The organism is Caulobacter sp. CCH9-E1 (genome assembly GCF_001556515.1).
Taxonomy (GTDB): domain Bacteria; phylum Pseudomonadota; class Alphaproteobacteria; order Caulobacterales; family Caulobacteraceae; genus Caulobacter.
Window position 1 is genome coordinate 38,825 of record NZ_LSJA01000084.1, and the last position, 15,759, is coordinate 54,583.

Annotated in this window: 14 protein-coding genes; 8 read left to right on the top strand and 6 right to left on the bottom strand. The window is 68.7% G+C overall.

Annotation, left to right across the window (positions count from 1 at the left end):
• Nucleotides 1-71: 71 nt before the first annotated feature.
• Together AX690_RS04730 and thiS are read right to left on the bottom strand one after the other, a co-directional pair.
• On the bottom strand, nucleotides 72-884 hold the full coding sequence (locus AX690_RS04730; protein WP_066684285.1) for a thiazole synthase: 813 nt from the start codon (nucleotides 882-884) through the stop codon (nucleotides 72-74).
• Between the two features lie 45 nt (nucleotides 885-929).
• Nucleotides 930-1,130, bottom strand: coding sequence for a sulfur carrier protein ThiS (thiS, locus tag AX690_RS23190; RefSeq protein ID WP_066684286.1), 201 nt, complete (start codon nucleotides 1,128-1,130; stop codon nucleotides 930-932).
• Between the two features lie 79 nt (nucleotides 1,131-1,209).
• Between thiS and AX690_RS04740 the strand changes: the two genes are divergently transcribed.
• The 4 genes from AX690_RS04740 (at nucleotide 1,210) to aat (ending at nucleotide 4,243) form a co-directional block, all read left to right on the top strand.
• Complete coding sequence (locus tag AX690_RS04740) at nucleotides 1,210-1,650, top strand: type II 3-dehydroquinate dehydratase (protein WP_066684287.1); 441 nt, start codon at nucleotides 1,210-1,212, stop codon at nucleotides 1,648-1,650.
• Nucleotides 1,651-1,714: 64 nt separating this feature from the next.
• Nucleotides 1,715-2,224 (top strand): acetyl-CoA carboxylase biotin carboxyl carrier protein, encoded by a 510-nt coding sequence (gene accB, locus AX690_RS04745; RefSeq protein ID WP_066684289.1) that lies wholly within the window; start codon nucleotides 1,715-1,717, stop codon nucleotides 2,222-2,224.
• A gap of 5 nt (nucleotides 2,225-2,229) precedes the next feature.
• A complete protein-coding gene (gene accC / locus AX690_RS04750; RefSeq protein ID WP_066684290.1) occupies nucleotides 2,230-3,576 on the top strand; it encodes an acetyl-CoA carboxylase biotin carboxylase subunit in 1,347 nt (448 codons plus the stop codon).
• 13 nt (nucleotides 3,577-3,589) lie between these two features.
• Entirely contained in the window at nucleotides 3,590-4,243 is a 654-nt protein-coding gene (gene aat / locus AX690_RS04755; RefSeq protein ID WP_066684292.1) for a leucyl/phenylalanyl-tRNA--protein transferase, read from the top strand.
• Here the strand turns inward: aat and AX690_RS04760 are convergent.
• Both AX690_RS04760 and AX690_RS04765 read right to left on the bottom strand, forming a co-directional pair.
• The gene (locus AX690_RS04760) at nucleotides 4,180-4,833 is read right to left on the bottom strand and encodes a DUF2155 domain-containing protein (RefSeq protein ID WP_066684294.1); all 654 of its coding nucleotides are present in this window, start codon (nucleotides 4,831-4,833) and stop codon (nucleotides 4,180-4,182) included. The two genes, aat and AX690_RS04760, sit on opposite strands and share 64 nt — an antisense overlap.
• A 5-nt stretch (nucleotides 4,834-4,838) precedes the next feature.
• Nucleotides 4,839-5,234: an NADH:ubiquinone oxidoreductase subunit NDUFA12 gene (locus AX690_RS04765; protein WP_066684296.1), complete on the bottom strand. Its 396-nt coding sequence runs from the start codon at nucleotides 5,232-5,234 to the stop codon at nucleotides 4,839-4,841.
• 275 nt (nucleotides 5,235-5,509) lie between these two features.
• Between AX690_RS04765 and AX690_RS04770 the strand changes: the two genes are divergently transcribed.
• Together AX690_RS04770 and AX690_RS04775 are read left to right on the top strand one after the other, a co-directional pair.
• The gene (locus AX690_RS04770) at nucleotides 5,510-8,245 is read left to right on the top strand and encodes a ribonucleotide reductase (protein WP_066730296.1); all 2,736 of its coding nucleotides are present in this window, start codon (nucleotides 5,510-5,512) and stop codon (nucleotides 8,243-8,245) included.
• A gap of 158 nt (nucleotides 8,246-8,403) precedes the next feature.
• Nucleotides 8,404-9,288, top strand: coding sequence for a pentapeptide repeat-containing protein (locus AX690_RS04775; RefSeq protein ID WP_066683368.1), 885 nt, complete (start codon nucleotides 8,404-8,406; stop codon nucleotides 9,286-9,288).
• Between the two features lie 103 nt (nucleotides 9,289-9,391).
• Here AX690_RS04775 and aspS read toward each other — a convergent pair whose 3' ends face one another.
• Nucleotides 9,392-11,230 (bottom strand): aspartate--tRNA ligase, encoded by a 1,839-nt coding sequence (aspS, locus tag AX690_RS04780; protein WP_197426783.1) that lies wholly within the window; start codon nucleotides 11,228-11,230, stop codon nucleotides 9,392-9,394.
• Between the two features lie 131 nt (nucleotides 11,231-11,361).
• Nucleotides 11,362-12,123 carry a triose-phosphate isomerase gene (gene tpiA, locus AX690_RS04785; protein ID WP_066683369.1) on the bottom strand — a complete coding sequence of 254 codons (762 nt, stop codon included), beginning with the start codon at nucleotides 12,121-12,123 and terminating at the stop codon, nucleotides 11,362-11,364.
• A gap of 139 nt (nucleotides 12,124-12,262) precedes the next feature.
• On the opposite strand from tpiA, the gene AX690_RS04790 reads away from it, so the two are divergent.
• Together AX690_RS04790 and trpE are read left to right on the top strand one after the other, a co-directional pair.
• A complete protein-coding gene (locus AX690_RS04790) occupies nucleotides 12,263-14,224 on the top strand; it encodes a peptidylprolyl isomerase (RefSeq protein WP_066683370.1) in 1,962 nt (653 codons plus the stop codon).
• The gene (trpE, locus tag AX690_RS04795) at nucleotides 14,224-15,759 is read left to right on the top strand and encodes an anthranilate synthase component I (protein WP_066683371.1); all 1,536 of its coding nucleotides are present in this window, start codon (nucleotides 14,224-14,226) and stop codon (nucleotides 15,757-15,759) included. Before AX690_RS04790 ends, trpE begins: the two co-directional genes overlap by 1 nt.

A 15,759-nucleotide genomic window follows, 5' to 3' on the forward strand; every position in this document is an offset into this window, starting at 1 on the left:
GTGACTTCTCACTGACTCGCCCCCTCCGCGCCTAAGGCGCTCCTCCCCCGGAGGGGGAAGAAGGTTCTTTGCTAGATCAGCCCCGCCAGCGGCGAGCTGGGATCGGCGTAGAGCCGCTTCTGCATCCGGCCGGCGAGATAGGCCTCGCGGCCGGCGATGACGGCGTGCTTCATGGCCTTGGCCATGCGGATCGGATCCTTGGCCTCGGCGATGGCGGTGTTCATCAGGATGGCGTCGCAGCCCAGCTCCATGCCGATCGCCGCGTCCGAGGCCGTGCCGACGCCGGCGTCGACCAGCACCGGCACCTTGGCGTTCTCGACGATGATCCGCAGGTTCACGCGATTCTGGATGCCCAGGCCCGAGCCGATCGGCGCGCCCAGCGGCATGATCGCCACCGCGCCGGCCTCTTCCAGCTTCTTGGCGTAGACCGGGTCGTCCGAGCAGTAGACCATCACCTGGAAGCCGTCGGCGACGAGCAGCTTCAGCGAGCGCAGGGTCTCTTCCATGTCGGGGAACAGGGTCTTGGGATCGCTGAGGACCTCGAGCTTGACGAGGTCCCAGCCGCCGGCCTCGCGGGCCAGACGCAGGGTGCGCACGGCGTCCTCGCCGGTGAAACAACCGGCGGTGTTGGGCAGATAGGTGAACTCGCTGGGTTTGACGTAGTCGACCAGCAGCGGCTGGCTCGGATCGGTCAGGTTCACGCGGCGCACGGCCACCGTGACGATTTCGGCCCCGGCCGCGCGGGCGGCGGCGGCGTTGGTCGCATAGTCCTTGTACTTGCCCGTGCCGACGATCAGGCGCGAGCGGAAGGTGCGGCCGGCGACGGTCCAGGTTTCTTCTGTATCCGGCGTGGCGACGGTGTCGGGGGAAACATGCGCGTTCATGCGGCTGGTTTACGCCCCGTCAGCCGGCGTTTCAAATACGCAGCATCAACCGCCGCCGATAAAAGTGACGATCTCGATGCGGTCGCCGTCGGCCAGGGCCGTGTCGGCATAGGTCGAGCGCGGCGCGATCTCGAGGTTGCGCTCGACGGCCACCTTGCGAGCGTCCAGGCCCAGCGACGCCACCAGATCCGCGATCGTGCGCACCTCGCCCACGTCCCGTTCTTCGCCGTTCAATAGAAGTCTCATATCGCCTCCGAAGCGAGCCGTGCTTGTGACCCGAGGGAACCGGCTATACAAGACCTCCCGGAATCGACGGCGGAGCCGCATGGTAAAACCGATCCACGTGCTGAGCGGCCCCAATCTCAACCTGTTGGGAACCCGCGAGCCCGAGATTTACGGCAAGGACACGCTCGAGGATGTCCGGACGCGCTGCGAGGCGCGGGCGGCTTCGCGCGGCGTTTCGGTGGTCTTCCGCCAGTCCAACCACGAGGGCGTGCTGATCGATTGGGTGCAGGAGGCGCGTTTGTCGGCCTCGGCGCTCATTCTCAATCCGGCTGGCTACGGCCACACCTCGATCGCGTTGCTGGACGCGCTCAAGACCTTGAGCATCCCGGTGATCGAGTGCCATCTGTCCAACCCGGCGGCGAGAGAGGACTTCCGCCGTCACACCTATGTGTCGCTGGCGGCCACGGGGATCGTCTCCGGGTTTGGCGCGGCCAGCTACGAATTGGCGATCGAGGCCGCTTTCGGCCTGATCGGCGTTTAACGAGGACCTCGCCCCAGCGCTTTTCCGCGGCGCGCGGCGTTTCAGAACAACAAGGTAAGCTTCCATGTCGAACCCCAAGGCCCCCGCCGATCCGGTCGAAGCTCCGGCGATCGACGCCCGTCTGGTCCGCAAGATCGCGGACATCCTGAAGGACACGGGCCTCTCGGAGATCGAGGTCGAGCACGCCGGCCTGAAGATCCGCGTGGCGCGCGAACTGACCGCCGCGCCTGTCAATTACGTCCAGGCCGCCGCGCCGGCCTACGCTCCGGCGCCCGCCGCCGCGCCGGCTGCGGCCGCCGCACCCGCCGCTGAAGCCGCTCCGGCCCCGGTCGCCGCGCGCGGCGACGCGGTGAAGTCGCCGATGGTGGGCACCGCCTATCTGTCGCCGCAGCCCGGCGCCGATCCGTTCGTGAAGGTCGGCGACACCGTTTCGGCCGGCCAGACCCTGCTGATCGTCGAAGCCATGAAGACCATGAACCCGATCGCCGCCCCCAAGGCCGGCAAGATCGTCGAGATCCTGGTCGCCGACGCCCAGCCCGTCGAGTTCGGCGAGCCGCTCGTCGTCATCGAGTAACGCTCATGTTCGACAAGATCCTCATCGCGAACCGGGGCGAGATCGCGCTCCGGGTTCACCGCGCCTGCAAGGAAATGGGCATCTCGACGGTGGCCGTACATTCCGAGGCCGACCGCAACTCCATGTGGGTGCGCCTGGCCGACGAAAGCGTCTGCATCGGCCCGGCTCCGGCCGCCAAGAGCTACCTGAATATCCCGTCGATCATCGCGGCCGCCGAGATCACCGGCGCCCAGGCGATCCACCCGGGCTATGGCTTCCTGTCCGAGAACGCCCGCTTCGCCGAGATCGTCGGCGCGCACGGCTTCACCTTCATCGGTCCGAAGCCCGAGCACATCCGGATGATGGGCGACAAGATCACCGCCAAGCAGGCCGTGAAGGACGCCGGCATCCCGGTCGTTCCCGGCTCGGACGGCGGCGTCTCGACCGAGGAAGAGGCCTTCGAGGCCGCCGAGAAGATCGGCTTCCCCGTGCTGATCAAGGCCGCCGCCGGCGGTGGTGGTCGCGGCATGAAGGTCGCTCAGACGCGTGAAGACCTGGCCGAAGCGGTCTCGACCGCCCGCGCCGAGGCCCGCGCCGCCTTCGGCGACGATACGGTCTATATGGAGCGCTACCTCCAGAAGCCGCGTCACATCGAGCTGCAGGTCATCGCCGACAGCCACGGCAATGTGGTGCACCTGGGCGAACGCGACTGCTCGCTGCAGCGCCGTCACCAGAAGGTGCTGGAAGAGGCCCCCTCGCCCGCCCTGTCGGCGGAAGGCCGCGCCAAGATCGGCAAGGTCGTCGTCGATGCGGTCAAGGCCATCGGTTATCTCGGCGTCGGGACCATCGAGTTCCTGTGGGAGAACGACGAGTTCTTCTTCATCGAGATGAACACGCGCCTGCAGGTCGAGCATCCGGTCACCGAAGCCATCACCGGCATCGACCTGGTGCGCGAGCAGATCCGCATCGCCGCCGGCCTGCCCCTGTCGTTCACCCAGGAAGACGTCGTCTTCGAGGGCCACGCCATCGAGTGCCGGATCAACGCCGAGAACGCGCGGACCTTCACGCCCTCGCCAGGCACCATCACCGATTTCCACGCCCCTGGCGGCCTGGGCGTCCGCTTGGATTCGGCGATCTACACCGGCTATGCGATCCCGCCCTACTACGACAGCCTGATCGGCAAGCTGATCGTCCACGGCCGCGACCGCGCCGAGTGCATCGCGCGCCTGAAGCGCTGCCTGGGCGAGATGGTGGTCGGCGGCGTCGAAACGACGATCCCGCTGTTCCAGGACCTCCTGGTGCAGCCCGACATCCTGGCCGGCGACTACGACATCCACTGGCTGGAGCGCTGGATCAAAGCCCAGGAAGCCTAGTTCAGGCTGAGATATGGAAGACGCCTTCACGGTCGATGACCTGATCGCCTGCTACGCGCGTGGCGTCTTCCCCATGGCCGACGCCCGCGAGGACGAAAGCCTCTTCCTGATCGATCCCGAGCGGCGGGGCGTCCTGCCGCTCGGGACCTTCCATATCCCAAAGCGCCTGGCCCGCACGGTCCGCAATGGACGCTACGAGGTCCGTATCGACACCGCCTTCGACGCGGTGATCGAGGGCTGCGCGGCGTCGCGGCCAGGCCGCCAGGACACCTGGATCAATCACCCCATCCAACGGCTCTACGGGCAGCTCTACGCCCGGGGCCTGGCCCACAGCGTCGAGACCTGGCTGGAGGGCGAGCTTGTCGGCGGGCTCTACGGCGTGTCGCTGGGCGGCGCGTTCTTCGGTGAGAGCATGTTCTCCACCGCGCGCGACGCCAGCAAGGTGGCGCTGGTGCATCTGGTCGCGCGCCTGATCGCCGGCGGCTACCAACTTTTGGACACCCAGTTCCTGACCGATCACCTGACGCAGTTCGGGACGATCGAGATCAGCCGCGCCGACTACCGCAAGCGCCTGGCCAAGGCCCTGGCGGTCGAGGGCGACTTCTACGGCTTGGCGGGCGGCGCGACCGGGATCGACTGCTTGCAGGCGATCAGCCAGGCGTCATAGACCGGGTGCTGCAGCGGGTTCAGGCCCGGCGAGCTGGCGTACATCCACCCCTTGTAGATCTGGCGTCCGGCGGGCGCGGGGCGACCGGCCTGGGCCTTAGGCTGGGTGTCGACGATGACGTAGGCGGCGGTTTCCGGCGCGACCTCGTCAGCCGCGGCGGTCTCGCAGGCGCGGACCGTGAAGACCAGGGTCTTGTAACGGATCGGCTGACCAACCGGGACCTCAAAGCGCATGGTCTCGGTCGTGACCTTGTCCAGCGCCTGCATGATGGCGATGGCGTAGCGCTGGCGCTTGGTCGGCTCCGGCGGCTTGACCGGCGCGGCGGGCGTTTCGGGCTTGGCTCGCGCCTCGGGCGGCGCGGCCTGGGGCGACGGCGTCACGGCGACCGGCGCGCCTTGCATAGGCTGCGGGGACGGCCGAAGCTCAGGCGTCGGGGTCGTGGCGGGCTTAGCCGCCGGCGCGATCGGCGCCTGAGGCGCGGCCTGTGGAGTCTGAGCCTGTTGCGGAGCGGCCTGACGCGCGAACGCCGCGCTCCCGGCCAGACCGGCCAGCACCGCGGCGGCGGCGATCCAGGACGTCCGGCGGGACATCCGTCCTATTCCGGCGACCAGGCTTGGTAGTCGCTGGTGGCGGCCGCGCGCTCGCCGCCGCGGGCCAGCGAGCCCTTCGGACGCCAGGCGTGAACCGTGCCGCTGAGGTTCGGAAGGTGATCCTTCTCCCACTCGCGGCGCTTCAGCGGCGCTTGGGTCGGCGGTTCGTCGAGCGTGTAGTGCAGCCAGCCGAACCAGTCCGGCGGAACCTTCGAGGCCTCGGCGTAACCGTTATAGATCACCCAGCGGCGCTTGCGCTCATCGTAGCTGTCGCTGTTGTCGCGCGCTTCGAAGTAGCGGTTGCCCTGCTCGTCCTGGCCCACGAAGACGCCGCGGCGGCCGATATGGAAACGCTGACCCAGGGTCGCGCCGTTCCACCAGGTGAAGATCGCTTTCAGCACTAGGTTCGCACCCGAAACTTAAGAGGACAGGCCGCGACCAGCGCGGCGAAGCGGCGGCGACTATAGGGCCCCGGGGCGCCAGCGTCCAGCGGGGCGCCGCACCCGCGAATTTCAACATCTTGTGGATTAGAGCCCCAAGACCCTCAACATCTATTGAGGGCAATCGATTGAGGCTCTAGCGTAGGTGCGACCTTACGCGCATCCCGACCGCGTGGAATCACGCGTTAAGGATTTGGTAAGCCTATAAGCTGGCAGACGGAACCAGGAAACGTCCCATGCGCACGCCCGCCAAAGCCGCCGGAACGGTCCCCGCGATGGAATGGCGCGACCTCGAGCGCGCCGACAGCATCATCGTGGTCGCCGCGCCGGCCGCCTGGACGGACGCCCGCGTGGAAGCCTGGCTCGACTGGGCCGGAACCATCGAGCCCAAGGCGCCGCTGGGCGGCGGCCCGGCCCGCTACGCCGAACGCATCGCCAAGATCGGCCTGGCGCGCGGCCTCTTTGGCGACAAGGCCGACGCGGCCGGGTTCAAGGATGCGCTGCTGGCGACCATGTTAGGCGGCTACGCCACGCCGGCGGGCGGCCAGGCCGGACAGCTGCAGTTGCCCGACGTGGGCGAGATCGAGTTCGAGACGCTGGCGCGGGAAAACCTGGCTCGCCGCCGCGCCGCCACCCTGGCGGCCCAGGCCGCCAGCCGGCTGGACGCGGCCCTGGCCCAGGTCACCGACGCCGTTCGTCGCTGCCAGGGCGATGCGCGCGCCTGCGCCGACGTCCGCAAGAACCCCGCCTTGGCCCGCGCCGCGCGCAAGGCTCGCGAACTGGGCGCCGACGACCGCACGATCCTTGAGGCGATCGCCACGGCCGACACGCCGCGTTCGCCAATGACGGACCTGAGCCCGCCGCCCGAGACCGACATGATCGCGGCGGCCTCGCGCCAGGGCGTCGCCGCCGGCGACGAGAGCGCGGCCCTGGCCGCCCACGTGGCCTGGGAAACGGGCGCCCTCACCCTCGCCTTCTCGCCGCAGGACGCCGAGATCCTGGCGCGCGGCGTGGGCGTCGGCGCGGCGATCGACGCCAGCGCCTTCCTCGACGACGAAGGCTTCGACGTCGAACGCTTCACCGAGGTTTGCCATCTCTGGGGCACGGCGCTGGAACTGGACCGTGGCGACCAGCAAGCCCGTCTGTCTCTCGCCGGTGTCGGCGACTGCCTGCTCAGCCAGGGTCTGGCCCAGACCAGCCCGGAAGGCCGCGACGCCGCCGCCGCGCTCTGGGCGCTGGCCGTCGGCGCCGCCCTGTCGGCCAGCGCCGAGGCCGCTTCGGCCCTCGGCCAGGATCCCGCCTACGCCCAGGATCGCCAAGGCGCGCTGAAGACCCTGGCCGAGCGCCGGGTGCGCGCCGCCGCCCTCCGCTCCGAACTCGCCACCGAGGCCGCCACGGCCCTGGCCACCGCGCACGGGCTTGCGAAGAAGCATGGCCTGCGTTCGATCGCTCTGGTCGGACCGTTCGAGGACGCCGAGGCCACCCTGCGCCTGGGCGGCGCGCCTGTCGGGCCGGCCGGCGCCATGTCGCCAGTGTCGGTGGCCCAGACCGCCGATGGCCTGCTGCTGCCGACCTTCAGCCCCGCCGCCATGGAGGCGCTGTCGGCCGAAGGCGCGGATCTGGACGCCGCCCGCCGCCACGCCCTGGGTCACGGCACGCTGCTGGAAAGCCCGGCGATCGACCACATGGTGCTGCAAGCGCGCGGCTTTACCGCCCACGAGATCGAGAAGGCCGAGAACGCCTTGCGCGAATGCCGCGGCCTGCGCGCCGCCTTCGCCCCCGCGGTCATGGGGCCGGGCTTCCTGCGCGACGTGCTGGGCGCGTCCGCCGAGGACGTCGCGCGCCGAGACTTCGACACCCTGGCCTTCGCCGACTTCACCGAGGACGAAATCGAGGCCGCCGAACGCCATGCGCTGGGCGCGGGGCGGCTGGGCGACTGCGCCGCCCTCAATCTGGATCTCCGCGAGGCTTTCCAGTCGGTGGAGGCTCCGAGCTTCGCCGACCGCCTGGCCATGCTGACGGCCGTCGAGGGCTTCGCCTGCCTGCCCACGACCGTGCCGTTGCCCATTCCCTTCGACGCCCGCCCCGCCGACGCGGTTCGGGCCCAGGCCGCCGCCGCCCGCGCCGGGGTCCGCGCCCTGCGGCTGCAGCGGGCCGCGCCGCCGGCCGAGTTCAAGCTCGAGCTGCCAGAGGAGCCGGCCGCCGAGGCGCCGCGCCCCGCGCCCCTTCGCGAGCAGATGGCGCGCGAACCGATCGTCACCGAGCGCGTGGTCGAGAAGATCGTCGAGCGCGACCGCTCGCGCCGGCGCCTGCCTGATCGCCGCAAGGGCTATATCCAGAAGGCGGCCGTGGGCGGCCACAAGGTCTATCTGCACACCGGCGAGTACGAGGACGGCGAGCTGGGCGAGCTGTTCATCGACATGCACAAGGAAGGCGCGGCCTTCCGCAGCCTGATGAACAACTTCGCGATCGCGGTGTCCCTGGGCCTGCAGCACGGCGTGCCGCTGGACGAATTCGTCGACGCCTTCGTCTACACCAAGTTCGAGCCGGCGGGCCCGGTGACGGGTAACGACTCGATCAAGTCGGCGACCTCGATCCTGGACTACGTGTTCCGCGAGCTGGGCGTCTCGTACCTGGGCCGCGACGACCTGGCCAACGCCGATCCCAGCGAGTTCAACGCCGACGGTCTGGGCGCGGGCAAGCGCCTCATCGACGCCGACGAGAACGGCGAGCTCGATCCCGTGCCCGCAAGCCGCTTCATCTCGAAGGGCTTCTCGCGCGGCGCCACCCCCGACAATCTGGTCTTCGCCGCCTTTGGCCGTCGCCGGGTGGAAGGCGTCGAGCGTCCCGGCGTGGAGGGCGAGATGTGCCCATCCTGCGGCGACCTCTCGCTGGTCCGCCGGGGCGCGATCACGGTCTGCGACACCTGCGGCGCTCAGTCCGACCAGACGGGGCCGTTGGCGTCCTCCTGACGCCCGACCGCTCCAACGACCGATCGTTGAGCAGGGCGCGCGGCTCTACCCGCGCGCCGTTAAATCCCCGTCATTACCGCGATTTAAGTGGCTTCTGGCGCCTGCCCGGTTCAAACCGTAACTCACACAGTCGCGTTATGGACTGCACGGAGAAATTGATGTTCCGTCTTGGCGCTCCCATCGCCGCCCTGTCGCTGAGCCTGCTGGCCCTCGCCGGCCAGGCCCATGCCGCGAGCGAGGACCGCGACGTCGCCAAGCTGACCTCCTTCGGCGGCATGTGCGCCAGCTGCGACCTGGCCGGGCGCAAGCTGATGAACGCCAAGTTCGCCGGCGCCAATTTCGCCAAGGCCGTGCTGATCGGCGCCGACCTGCGCGGCGCGATGTTCTACGGCAGCAACTTCTTCTCGGCCGATCTCAGCCGCGCCGACCTGCGCGGCGCCGAGATGCGCGGCGCGAACTTCAACAACGCCAACTTCACCGACGCCCGCATGTCGGGCGTGGAAAGCAGCGGCGCCAATTTCCAACTGGCGGTGCTCGTGCGGGTCGACCTGTCGTCGGCCGAGCTGCACGGCGTCCAGATGAACGGCGCCAACCTGCAGAAGGCCCGCTTCTCGAATGGCGAGCTGATCGCGGCCAACCTTTCGGGCGTCAACGCCCGCGACGCCGACTTCTCGAACGCCGACATCAACCACGCCAACTTCCAGGGCGGTCGCTTCGAAGGCGCAAATTTCCGCAACGCGGACATGACCGGCTCGAACCTGCGCGGCGGCGCCTTCGCCGGCGCGGACTTCCGCAACGCCGACCTCTCGCTGGTGGTGCTGAGCGGGGCGGACCTTTCCGGCGCCAAGGGCCTGGACCAGGATCAGCTGGACGAAGCCTGCGGCGACAGCGCCACCCGCCTGCCCTCTGGCCTGAGCGTGCGGCCGTGCAGCGGCGTTCGCGGCGGCCACCAGTTCATGCTGTGGCGGGAGATGCCCAAGACGCCGCCGGCCCCGCCGGCTCCCCCCGCTGCGCCCAAGCCGCCGAAACCGCCGAAGTGGTGACCGGCTGAGGCGGAAGAGCCTCCGACCAAGAAAAAGCCCTCCGATCGCAAGACCGGAGGGCTTTTCTTTTTGCGCTTGGCGTCGGGCCTTAGACCTTGATCGCCTACACCTTGATGGGGGGTGCGGTGCGGATGTGCAGCTCCTTCAGCTGCTTGTCCAGCACGTTGGCCGGGGCGTTCATCAAGAGGTCCTGGCCCTGCTGGTTCAGCGGGAAGGCGATGACCTCGCGGATGGCCACCTGGTCGGCCAACAGCATGACGATGCGGTCGATGCCGGGCGCCAGACCACCGTGCGGCGGCGCGCCGTAGCGGAACGCGTTCAGCATGCCGCCGAACTGCTCCTCCACCACCTCGGGGCCGTAGCCGGCGATCTCGAAGGCCTTGAGCATGATCTCGGGCTTGTGGTTCCGGATCGCGCCCGAGCACAGCTCATAGCCGTTGCAGACGATGTCGTACTGGAAGGCGCGGATGGTCAGCGGATCCTGGGTCTCCAGGGCCTCCAGACCACCCTGCGGCATCGAGAACGGGTTGTGCGAGAAGTCGACCTTCTTCTCGTCCTCGTTCCACTCGAACATCGGGAAGTCGACGATCCAGCAGAACTTGAACTGGTTCTCGTCGACCAGCTTCAGCTCCGTGCCGACGCGCGTGCGGGCCAGGCCCGCGAACTTGGCGAACACGGCCGGGTCGCCGGCCACGAAGAAGGCCGCGTCGCCTGCGCCCAGACCCAGCGACTCCATCAAGGCCTGGGTCGGCTCGCCCAGGTTCTTGGCGATCGGGCCGCCCCAGCCGCCCTGGTCTTCCGACCAGAAGACGTAGCCCAGGCCCGGCTGGCCTTCGCCTTGGGCCCAGCTGTTCATGCGGTCGCAGAAGGCGCGGCTGCCGCCGGTCGGCGCCGGGATCGCCCACACCTGGTTCTTGGCGTCGGCGCCCAGGATCTTGGCGAACAAGCCAAAGCCCCCGTCACGGAAGTGCTCCGAGACGTTCTGCATCTTGATCGGGTTGCGCAGGTCCGGCTTGTCGCTGCCGTACCAGGCCATCGACTGGGCGTAGGTCAGGCGCTCGAAGCCCTTGTGCTCGAACGTCGCGCCGAAGTCGTTGGTGAAGGTGTGGGTCTCGCTGATCGGCGAAACGCGGCGGCCATTGCCGAACTCTTCGAACACGCCGTGCATCACCGGCTCGATCGCGGCGAACACGTCTTCCTGGGTGACGAAGCTCATCTCGACGTCGAGCTGGTAGAACTCGAGGCTGCGGTCGGCGCGCAGGTCCTCGTCGCGGAAGCACGGGGCGATCTGGAAGTAGCGGTCGAAACCCGAGACCATCAGCAGTTGCTTGAACTGCTGGGGCGCCTGCGGCAGGGCGTAGAACTTCTCCGGATGCATCCGCGAGGGCACCAGGAAGTCGCGCGCGCCTTCGGGCGAGCTGGCCGTCAGGATCGGCGTCTGGAACTCGTTGAAGCCCTGGGCGAACATGCGGTTGCGGATCGACTGGATCACGCGCGAGCGCAGGACGATGTTCTTGTGCAGCGTCTCGCGACGCAGGTCGAGATAACGGTGCTTGAGGCGGATCTCTTCCGGATAGTCCGGCTCGCCGAAGACCGGCAGCGGCAGCTCGGCGGCCTCGGACAGCACCTCGACGGCGGAAACGCGGATCTCGATCTCGCCGGTCGGGAGGTTCGGGTTCACCACGCTGTCGTCGCGGGCGATGACTTCGCCGTCCACGCGGATCACGCTCTCGGCGCGCAGGCGCTCGACCACGTTGAAGCCCGGGGTTTCCGGGTGCAGGACCAGCTGGGTCAGACCGTAGTGGTCGCGCAGGTCGATGAAGACCAGACCGCCGTGGTCGCGCTTGCGATGGATCCAGCCCGACAGACGCACGGCCGCGCCGGTGTCGGAAGCGCGAAGAGCGCCGCAGTTATGGGTGCGATAGGCGTGCATCGAGGTCATGAAAGTCTTGAATACGCGGTGATTTGCAAGGCGCGGTAAGGCGCACGTGGGCGCCGCGATGTCAAGGATTCTGGCCCAAGGCGCGGGACGAACCGCGCGCTTACGCGGCTCGTCCCGGCATGGCCAAGCCCTCAGGCGGCTTCGATGATCGCCAGAAAATCCTTGGCCTTGAGCGAAGCCCCGCCGACCAGGGCCCCACCCACCTCGGCCGCGGCCAGGATTTCGCGGGCGTTCTCCGGCTTCACCGAGCCGCCGTAGAGGATCGGGACGCTAGCGCCCTGCTCCCCAAACAGCGCCACCAGCTCGGCGCGAATGGCCGCGTGCATCTCGACGATGTTGTCCACGGAGGCGACGTGACCGGTGCCGATCGCCCAGATCGGCTCGTAGGCCACGCTGAAGGCTTTTCCCCGCAGGCTCGACGGCAGGGAGTTTCGGAGTTGGCCAATGACGAAGCTCACCGCCTCGCCCGCTTGCCGCTGCGCCAGGCTCTCGCCAACGCAAATGATGGGCTCGAGGCCGGCGGCGAGCGCCGCCTCGGCCTTGGCGGCCACCTGCTGACAGGCTTCGCCATGATCCGTGCGCCGCTCGGAGTGGCCGAGGATGACCATTGTCCCACCGGCGTCGCCGATCATCTCGGCCGAGATGTCGCCCGTGTGGGCGCCGCTGGCCTTGGCGTGGCAGTCCTGACCGCCGACCAGGACGGACGAGCCGGCCACGGCCTCAGCCAGACGATGCAACAGGGTGGCTGGCGGGAAGATCGCCACGCGCGCGGCGGCGGGACGCTGGTCCAGCGCCGCCGCGACGGCGCGGGCCTCGTCGAGCGCGGCCGAAAGGCCGTTCATTTTCCAGTTTCCGGCGATCAACGGCCGGGGCGTCGTGCTTGAAAGGGTCATGAGCGCCTTCTTGGGGACACGCTCCCTTGGGAAGTCAAGCCCGCACCGCTTGCCCCCGCGCATGTGGCTCTACTATACCCGCTGCTCTCGACCGCTTTGCTCGTTGCTTCAGCGGTCCGACTGGAAGGTTCTCGCCCTCATGCTCGCCGGTTTCCGCTCCTTCGCCAAATCGCCCTTCGCGGTCGTGCTATTTGGCCTGCTGATCGTCAGCTTCGCCATCTTTGGCATCAGCGACGTCTTCAAGGGGCCCCGCGGCTCGGGCGTCATCGACGCCGGCTCGCGCGAGATGTCCGCCCAGGACTTCAAGCTGCGCTTCGACAACTACCGCAAGGAGATCGAGCGTCGGAACGGCGAAGCCCTGACCCCTGACCAGGCTGTCGAGCGCGGCTTGGACAAGCAGATCGTGCAGGAGCTGGCGCTGCAGGAATCGATCGCCGCCGCCATCGCCAAGATGGGCGTCGTTCCCTCGGACAAGCTGATCGCCAAGACCGTTCACGAGCAGATGAGCCAGCTGGCGCCGGGCCAGCGCCCGTTCGACCCGATCACCGGCAAGTTCGACCCGAAGCTGTACGCCGCCCTCCTGGCGCAGAACAATCTGACGCCGCAGTCCTACGAGGCCTCGCTGCGCGATGAAATCGCGCAAGGCCACTTCTTCTCGGCGATCGCCGATGGCCTCAAGGCCCCGCGCATCTACGCCGCCCTGCAAGCCGCCTATGGCCTGGAGACCCGCGACATCGCCGCCTTCGCGGTCAATCCAGCCTCGGTCGAAAAGCCCGCGCCGCCGACCGACGCGCAGCTGATCGCCTTCATGAAGGAAAACGCCGATCGTCTGACGCGTCCGGAAACCCGCGTCCTGTCGATCATGCGCGTCAGCGCCCAAGCGTTGGAGCCGACCGTGGCCATCGATCCGGCCGCGGTCCAGAAGGCCTTCGACTTCCGCAAGGACAGCCTGGCGAAGCCCGAAACCCGCTCGCTGATCCAGATCGTCGCGCCGGACGCCAAGGCCGCCGCGACGATCTCGCAGCGCCTGGCCAAGGGCGAAGACCCCGCCACGGTCGCCAAGGCCTATGGCAAGTCGCCGGTCGCCCTGATCGACAAGCCCAAGTCCGCCCTGCCCGACCGCAAGGTCGCCGACGCGGCCTTCAGCCTGACCGCCGGCCAGGTCAGCGGTCCGATCAATGGCGAGCTGGGCGTTTCGGTCGTGAAGGTCACCAAGGTCACGCCGGGCGTGGTCGCCACGCTGGACGGCGTCCGCCCGCAGATCGAGGCCGAGGTCCGCGCGCAAGCCGCTCAGGCCAAGGCCTACGACCAGACCCAGGCCTACCAGGATGCTCATGACGCCGGCGCCGATCTCGTCGCCGCCGCCAGCAAGGCCGGCGCGATGGTCGTGACGACCGCGCCGATCAACGCCCAGGGCGCCGACCAGATGGGTCAGCCCGTGGCGGGCCTCACGCCCGACATGATCAAGACCGCCTTTAGCCTGTCGCAAGGCGGCGAAAGCGACCTGATCGAGCTTGGCAAGGGCGAATACTACGCCGTGAAGGTCGAGAAGGTCGTGCCGGCCGCCATGCCGCCCCTGGCCGAGATCAAGCCGCAACTGACCGCCGTCTGGATGGGTCAGGAGATGGGCAAGCGCCTGAAGGCCAAGGCCGACGAGCTGGCCGCGCGCGTCAAGAAGGGCGAGTCGTTCGAGGCCGTCGCCGCCGCCGCGCAGTCCGCCATCCAGCGCGTTCCGGGCCTGTCGCGCCAGAACGCTCAGCAATTCATGAGCCTTGGTCCCGCGTTCCTCGGCGCCGCTTTCGACGCCAAGCCGAACGCGGTGTTCACCGCGCGCGCCGGCCAGCAGGGCGAGGCCTATGTCGTCGCCAAGCTGGAAGCCGTTCGCGCCGCGCCGACCAACGACGTCGCCCGCTACGCCGTGCTCGCCCAGGCCCAGGCCGCCAACGGCCTGATGCGCGACCTTGGCGAAGCCTCGCGCGCGGCCGCCAAGGCGCAGCTGAAGACCAAGACCAACCTGACCCTGGCGCGCCAGGCCATCGGCGTCGACACCGACGCCCTGGCCAAGGCGGAAGCCGCAAAGGGCGGAAAGAAAGCCGAGTAATGAGCCTGGAACCCGCCTTCGACGCCTTTTCGGAAGCTTATGACTCCGGGCGGCGGCAGGTTGTCTGGACGCGTCTGATCGACGATCTGGAGACGCCGGTCTCGGCCTATCTGAAGATCGCCCAGACGCGTCCCTACAGCTTCCTGTTCGAAAGCGTCGAGGGCGGCGCCTGGCGCGGTCGCTATTCGATCGTGACCATGAACCCGGACCTCGTCTGGCGCTGCCGCGGCGACCAGGCCGAGATCGCCGAGGGCGCCGACATCGCCGCGGGCCGCTACACGCTCCAGCCGGGCGGCGCGCTGGACAGCCTGCGCGACCTGGTCGCCCAATCGCGCATGGAGCTGCCCAAGGGTCTGCCGCCCATGGCCGCCGGCGTGTTCGGCGCGCTAGGCTATGATCTGGTGCGCCTGGTCGAGCGCCTGCCGGACATCAATGAGGACACGCTGGGCCTGCCGGACGGGATCATGACCCGCCCGCAGATCGTGGCGATCTTCGACGCCATCGCTCAGGAGATCATCCTGACCACGGCCGTGCGCCCCAAGAGCGGCGTCTCGGCCAAGGAGGCCTACGAGGCGGCCCGCTCGCGGATCGAGACCGTGATGGCCGATCTTCAACGTCCGCTCGCCCACGACGCGCCGCGCGCGCCGCGCGGTCCGATGGAGTTCACCACGCCGGTCAGCCGCGCCGACTATCACCAGGTGGTGGCCAAGGCGAAGGACTACATCGCCGCCGGCGACATCTTCCAGGTCGTGGCCAGCCATCGCTTCCGCGCGCCCTTCGACCTGCCGCCGTTCGCCCTCTATCGCTCGCTGCGGCGGACCAATCCCTCGCCGTTCCTGTTCTTCCTGAACCTGGACGGTTTCAATCTCGTTGGCTCCAGCCCCGAGATCCTGGTCCGCCTGCGCGACGGCAAGATCACCATCCGTCCCATCGCCGGCACCCGTCCGCGTGGCGCCACGCCAGAGCAGGACGCCGCCCTGGAGGCCGAGCTGCTGGCCGATCCCAAGGAGCGCGCCGAGCACCTGATGCTGCTGGACCTGGGCCGTAACGACGTCGGCCGGGTGGCGATGCTGAACCACCACGGTCGCAACGCTCCTGCCGAACGCGCCAAGGGCCCGAACGTCCGCGTGACCGAGAGCTTCAAGATCGAGCGCTACAGCCACGTGATGCATATCGTCTCGAACGTCGAGGGCACGGCGCCCGAAGGCGTCGATCCCGTCGACGTGCTGATGGCCGCCCTGCCCGCCGGCACGCTCTCGGGCGCGCCCAAGGTGCGGGCCATGGAGATCATCGACGAACTGGAAGTCGAAAAGCGCGGCATCGGCTATGCCGGCGCCGTTGGCTATTTCGGCGCGGACGGCTCGGTCGACACCTGCATCGTGCTGCGCACGGCGCTGGTCAAGGACGGCATGATGTACGTCCAGGCCGGTGGCGGCATCGTCGCCGACAGCGATCCCGACGGCGAATACGACGAGACCCTGCACAAGTCCCGCGCCCTCAAGCGCGCGGCCGAGGAAGCCTGGCGATTCAGCTGA

What these genes read in the sequence shown, in the direction of transcription:
- AX690_RS04730 (WP_066684285.1), bottom strand. Translation starts at nt 884, where the DNA reads ATGAACGCGCATGTTTCCCCCGACACCGTCGCCACGCCGGATACAGAA.
- thiS (WP_066684286.1), bottom strand. Translation starts at nt 1,130, where the DNA reads ATGAGACTTCTATTGAACGGCGAAGAACGGGACGTGGGCGAGGTGCGC.
- AX690_RS04740 (WP_066684287.1), top strand. Translation starts at nt 1,210, where the DNA reads ATGGTAAAACCGATCCACGTGCTGAGCGGCCCCAATCTCAACCTGTTG.
- accB (WP_066684289.1), top strand. Translation starts at nt 1,715, where the DNA reads ATGTCGAACCCCAAGGCCCCCGCCGATCCGGTCGAAGCTCCGGCGATC.
- accC (WP_066684290.1), top strand. Translation starts at nt 2,230, where the DNA reads ATGTTCGACAAGATCCTCATCGCGAACCGGGGCGAGATCGCGCTCCGG.
- aat (WP_066684292.1), top strand. Translation starts at nt 3,590, where the DNA reads ATGGAAGACGCCTTCACGGTCGATGACCTGATCGCCTGCTACGCGCGT.
- AX690_RS04760 (WP_066684294.1), bottom strand. Translation starts at nt 4,833, where the DNA reads ATGTCCCGCCGGACGTCCTGGATCGCCGCCGCCGCGGTGCTGGCCGGT.
- AX690_RS04770 (WP_066730296.1), top strand. Translation starts at nt 5,510, where the DNA reads ATGCGCACGCCCGCCAAAGCCGCCGGAACGGTCCCCGCGATGGAATGG.
- AX690_RS04775 (WP_066683368.1), top strand. Translation starts at nt 8,404, where the DNA reads ATGTTCCGTCTTGGCGCTCCCATCGCCGCCCTGTCGCTGAGCCTGCTG.
- aspS (WP_197426783.1), bottom strand. Translation starts at nt 11,230, where the DNA reads ATGACCTCGATGCACGCCTATCGCACCCATAACTGCGGCGCTCTTCGC.
- tpiA (WP_066683369.1), bottom strand. Translation starts at nt 12,123, where the DNA reads ATGACCCTTTCAAGCACGACGCCCCGGCCGTTGATCGCCGGAAACTGG.
- AX690_RS04790 (WP_066683370.1), top strand. Translation starts at nt 12,263, where the DNA reads ATGCTCGCCGGTTTCCGCTCCTTCGCCAAATCGCCCTTCGCGGTCGTG.
- trpE (WP_066683371.1), top strand. Translation starts at nt 14,224, where the DNA reads ATGAGCCTGGAACCCGCCTTCGACGCCTTTTCGGAAGCTTATGACTCC.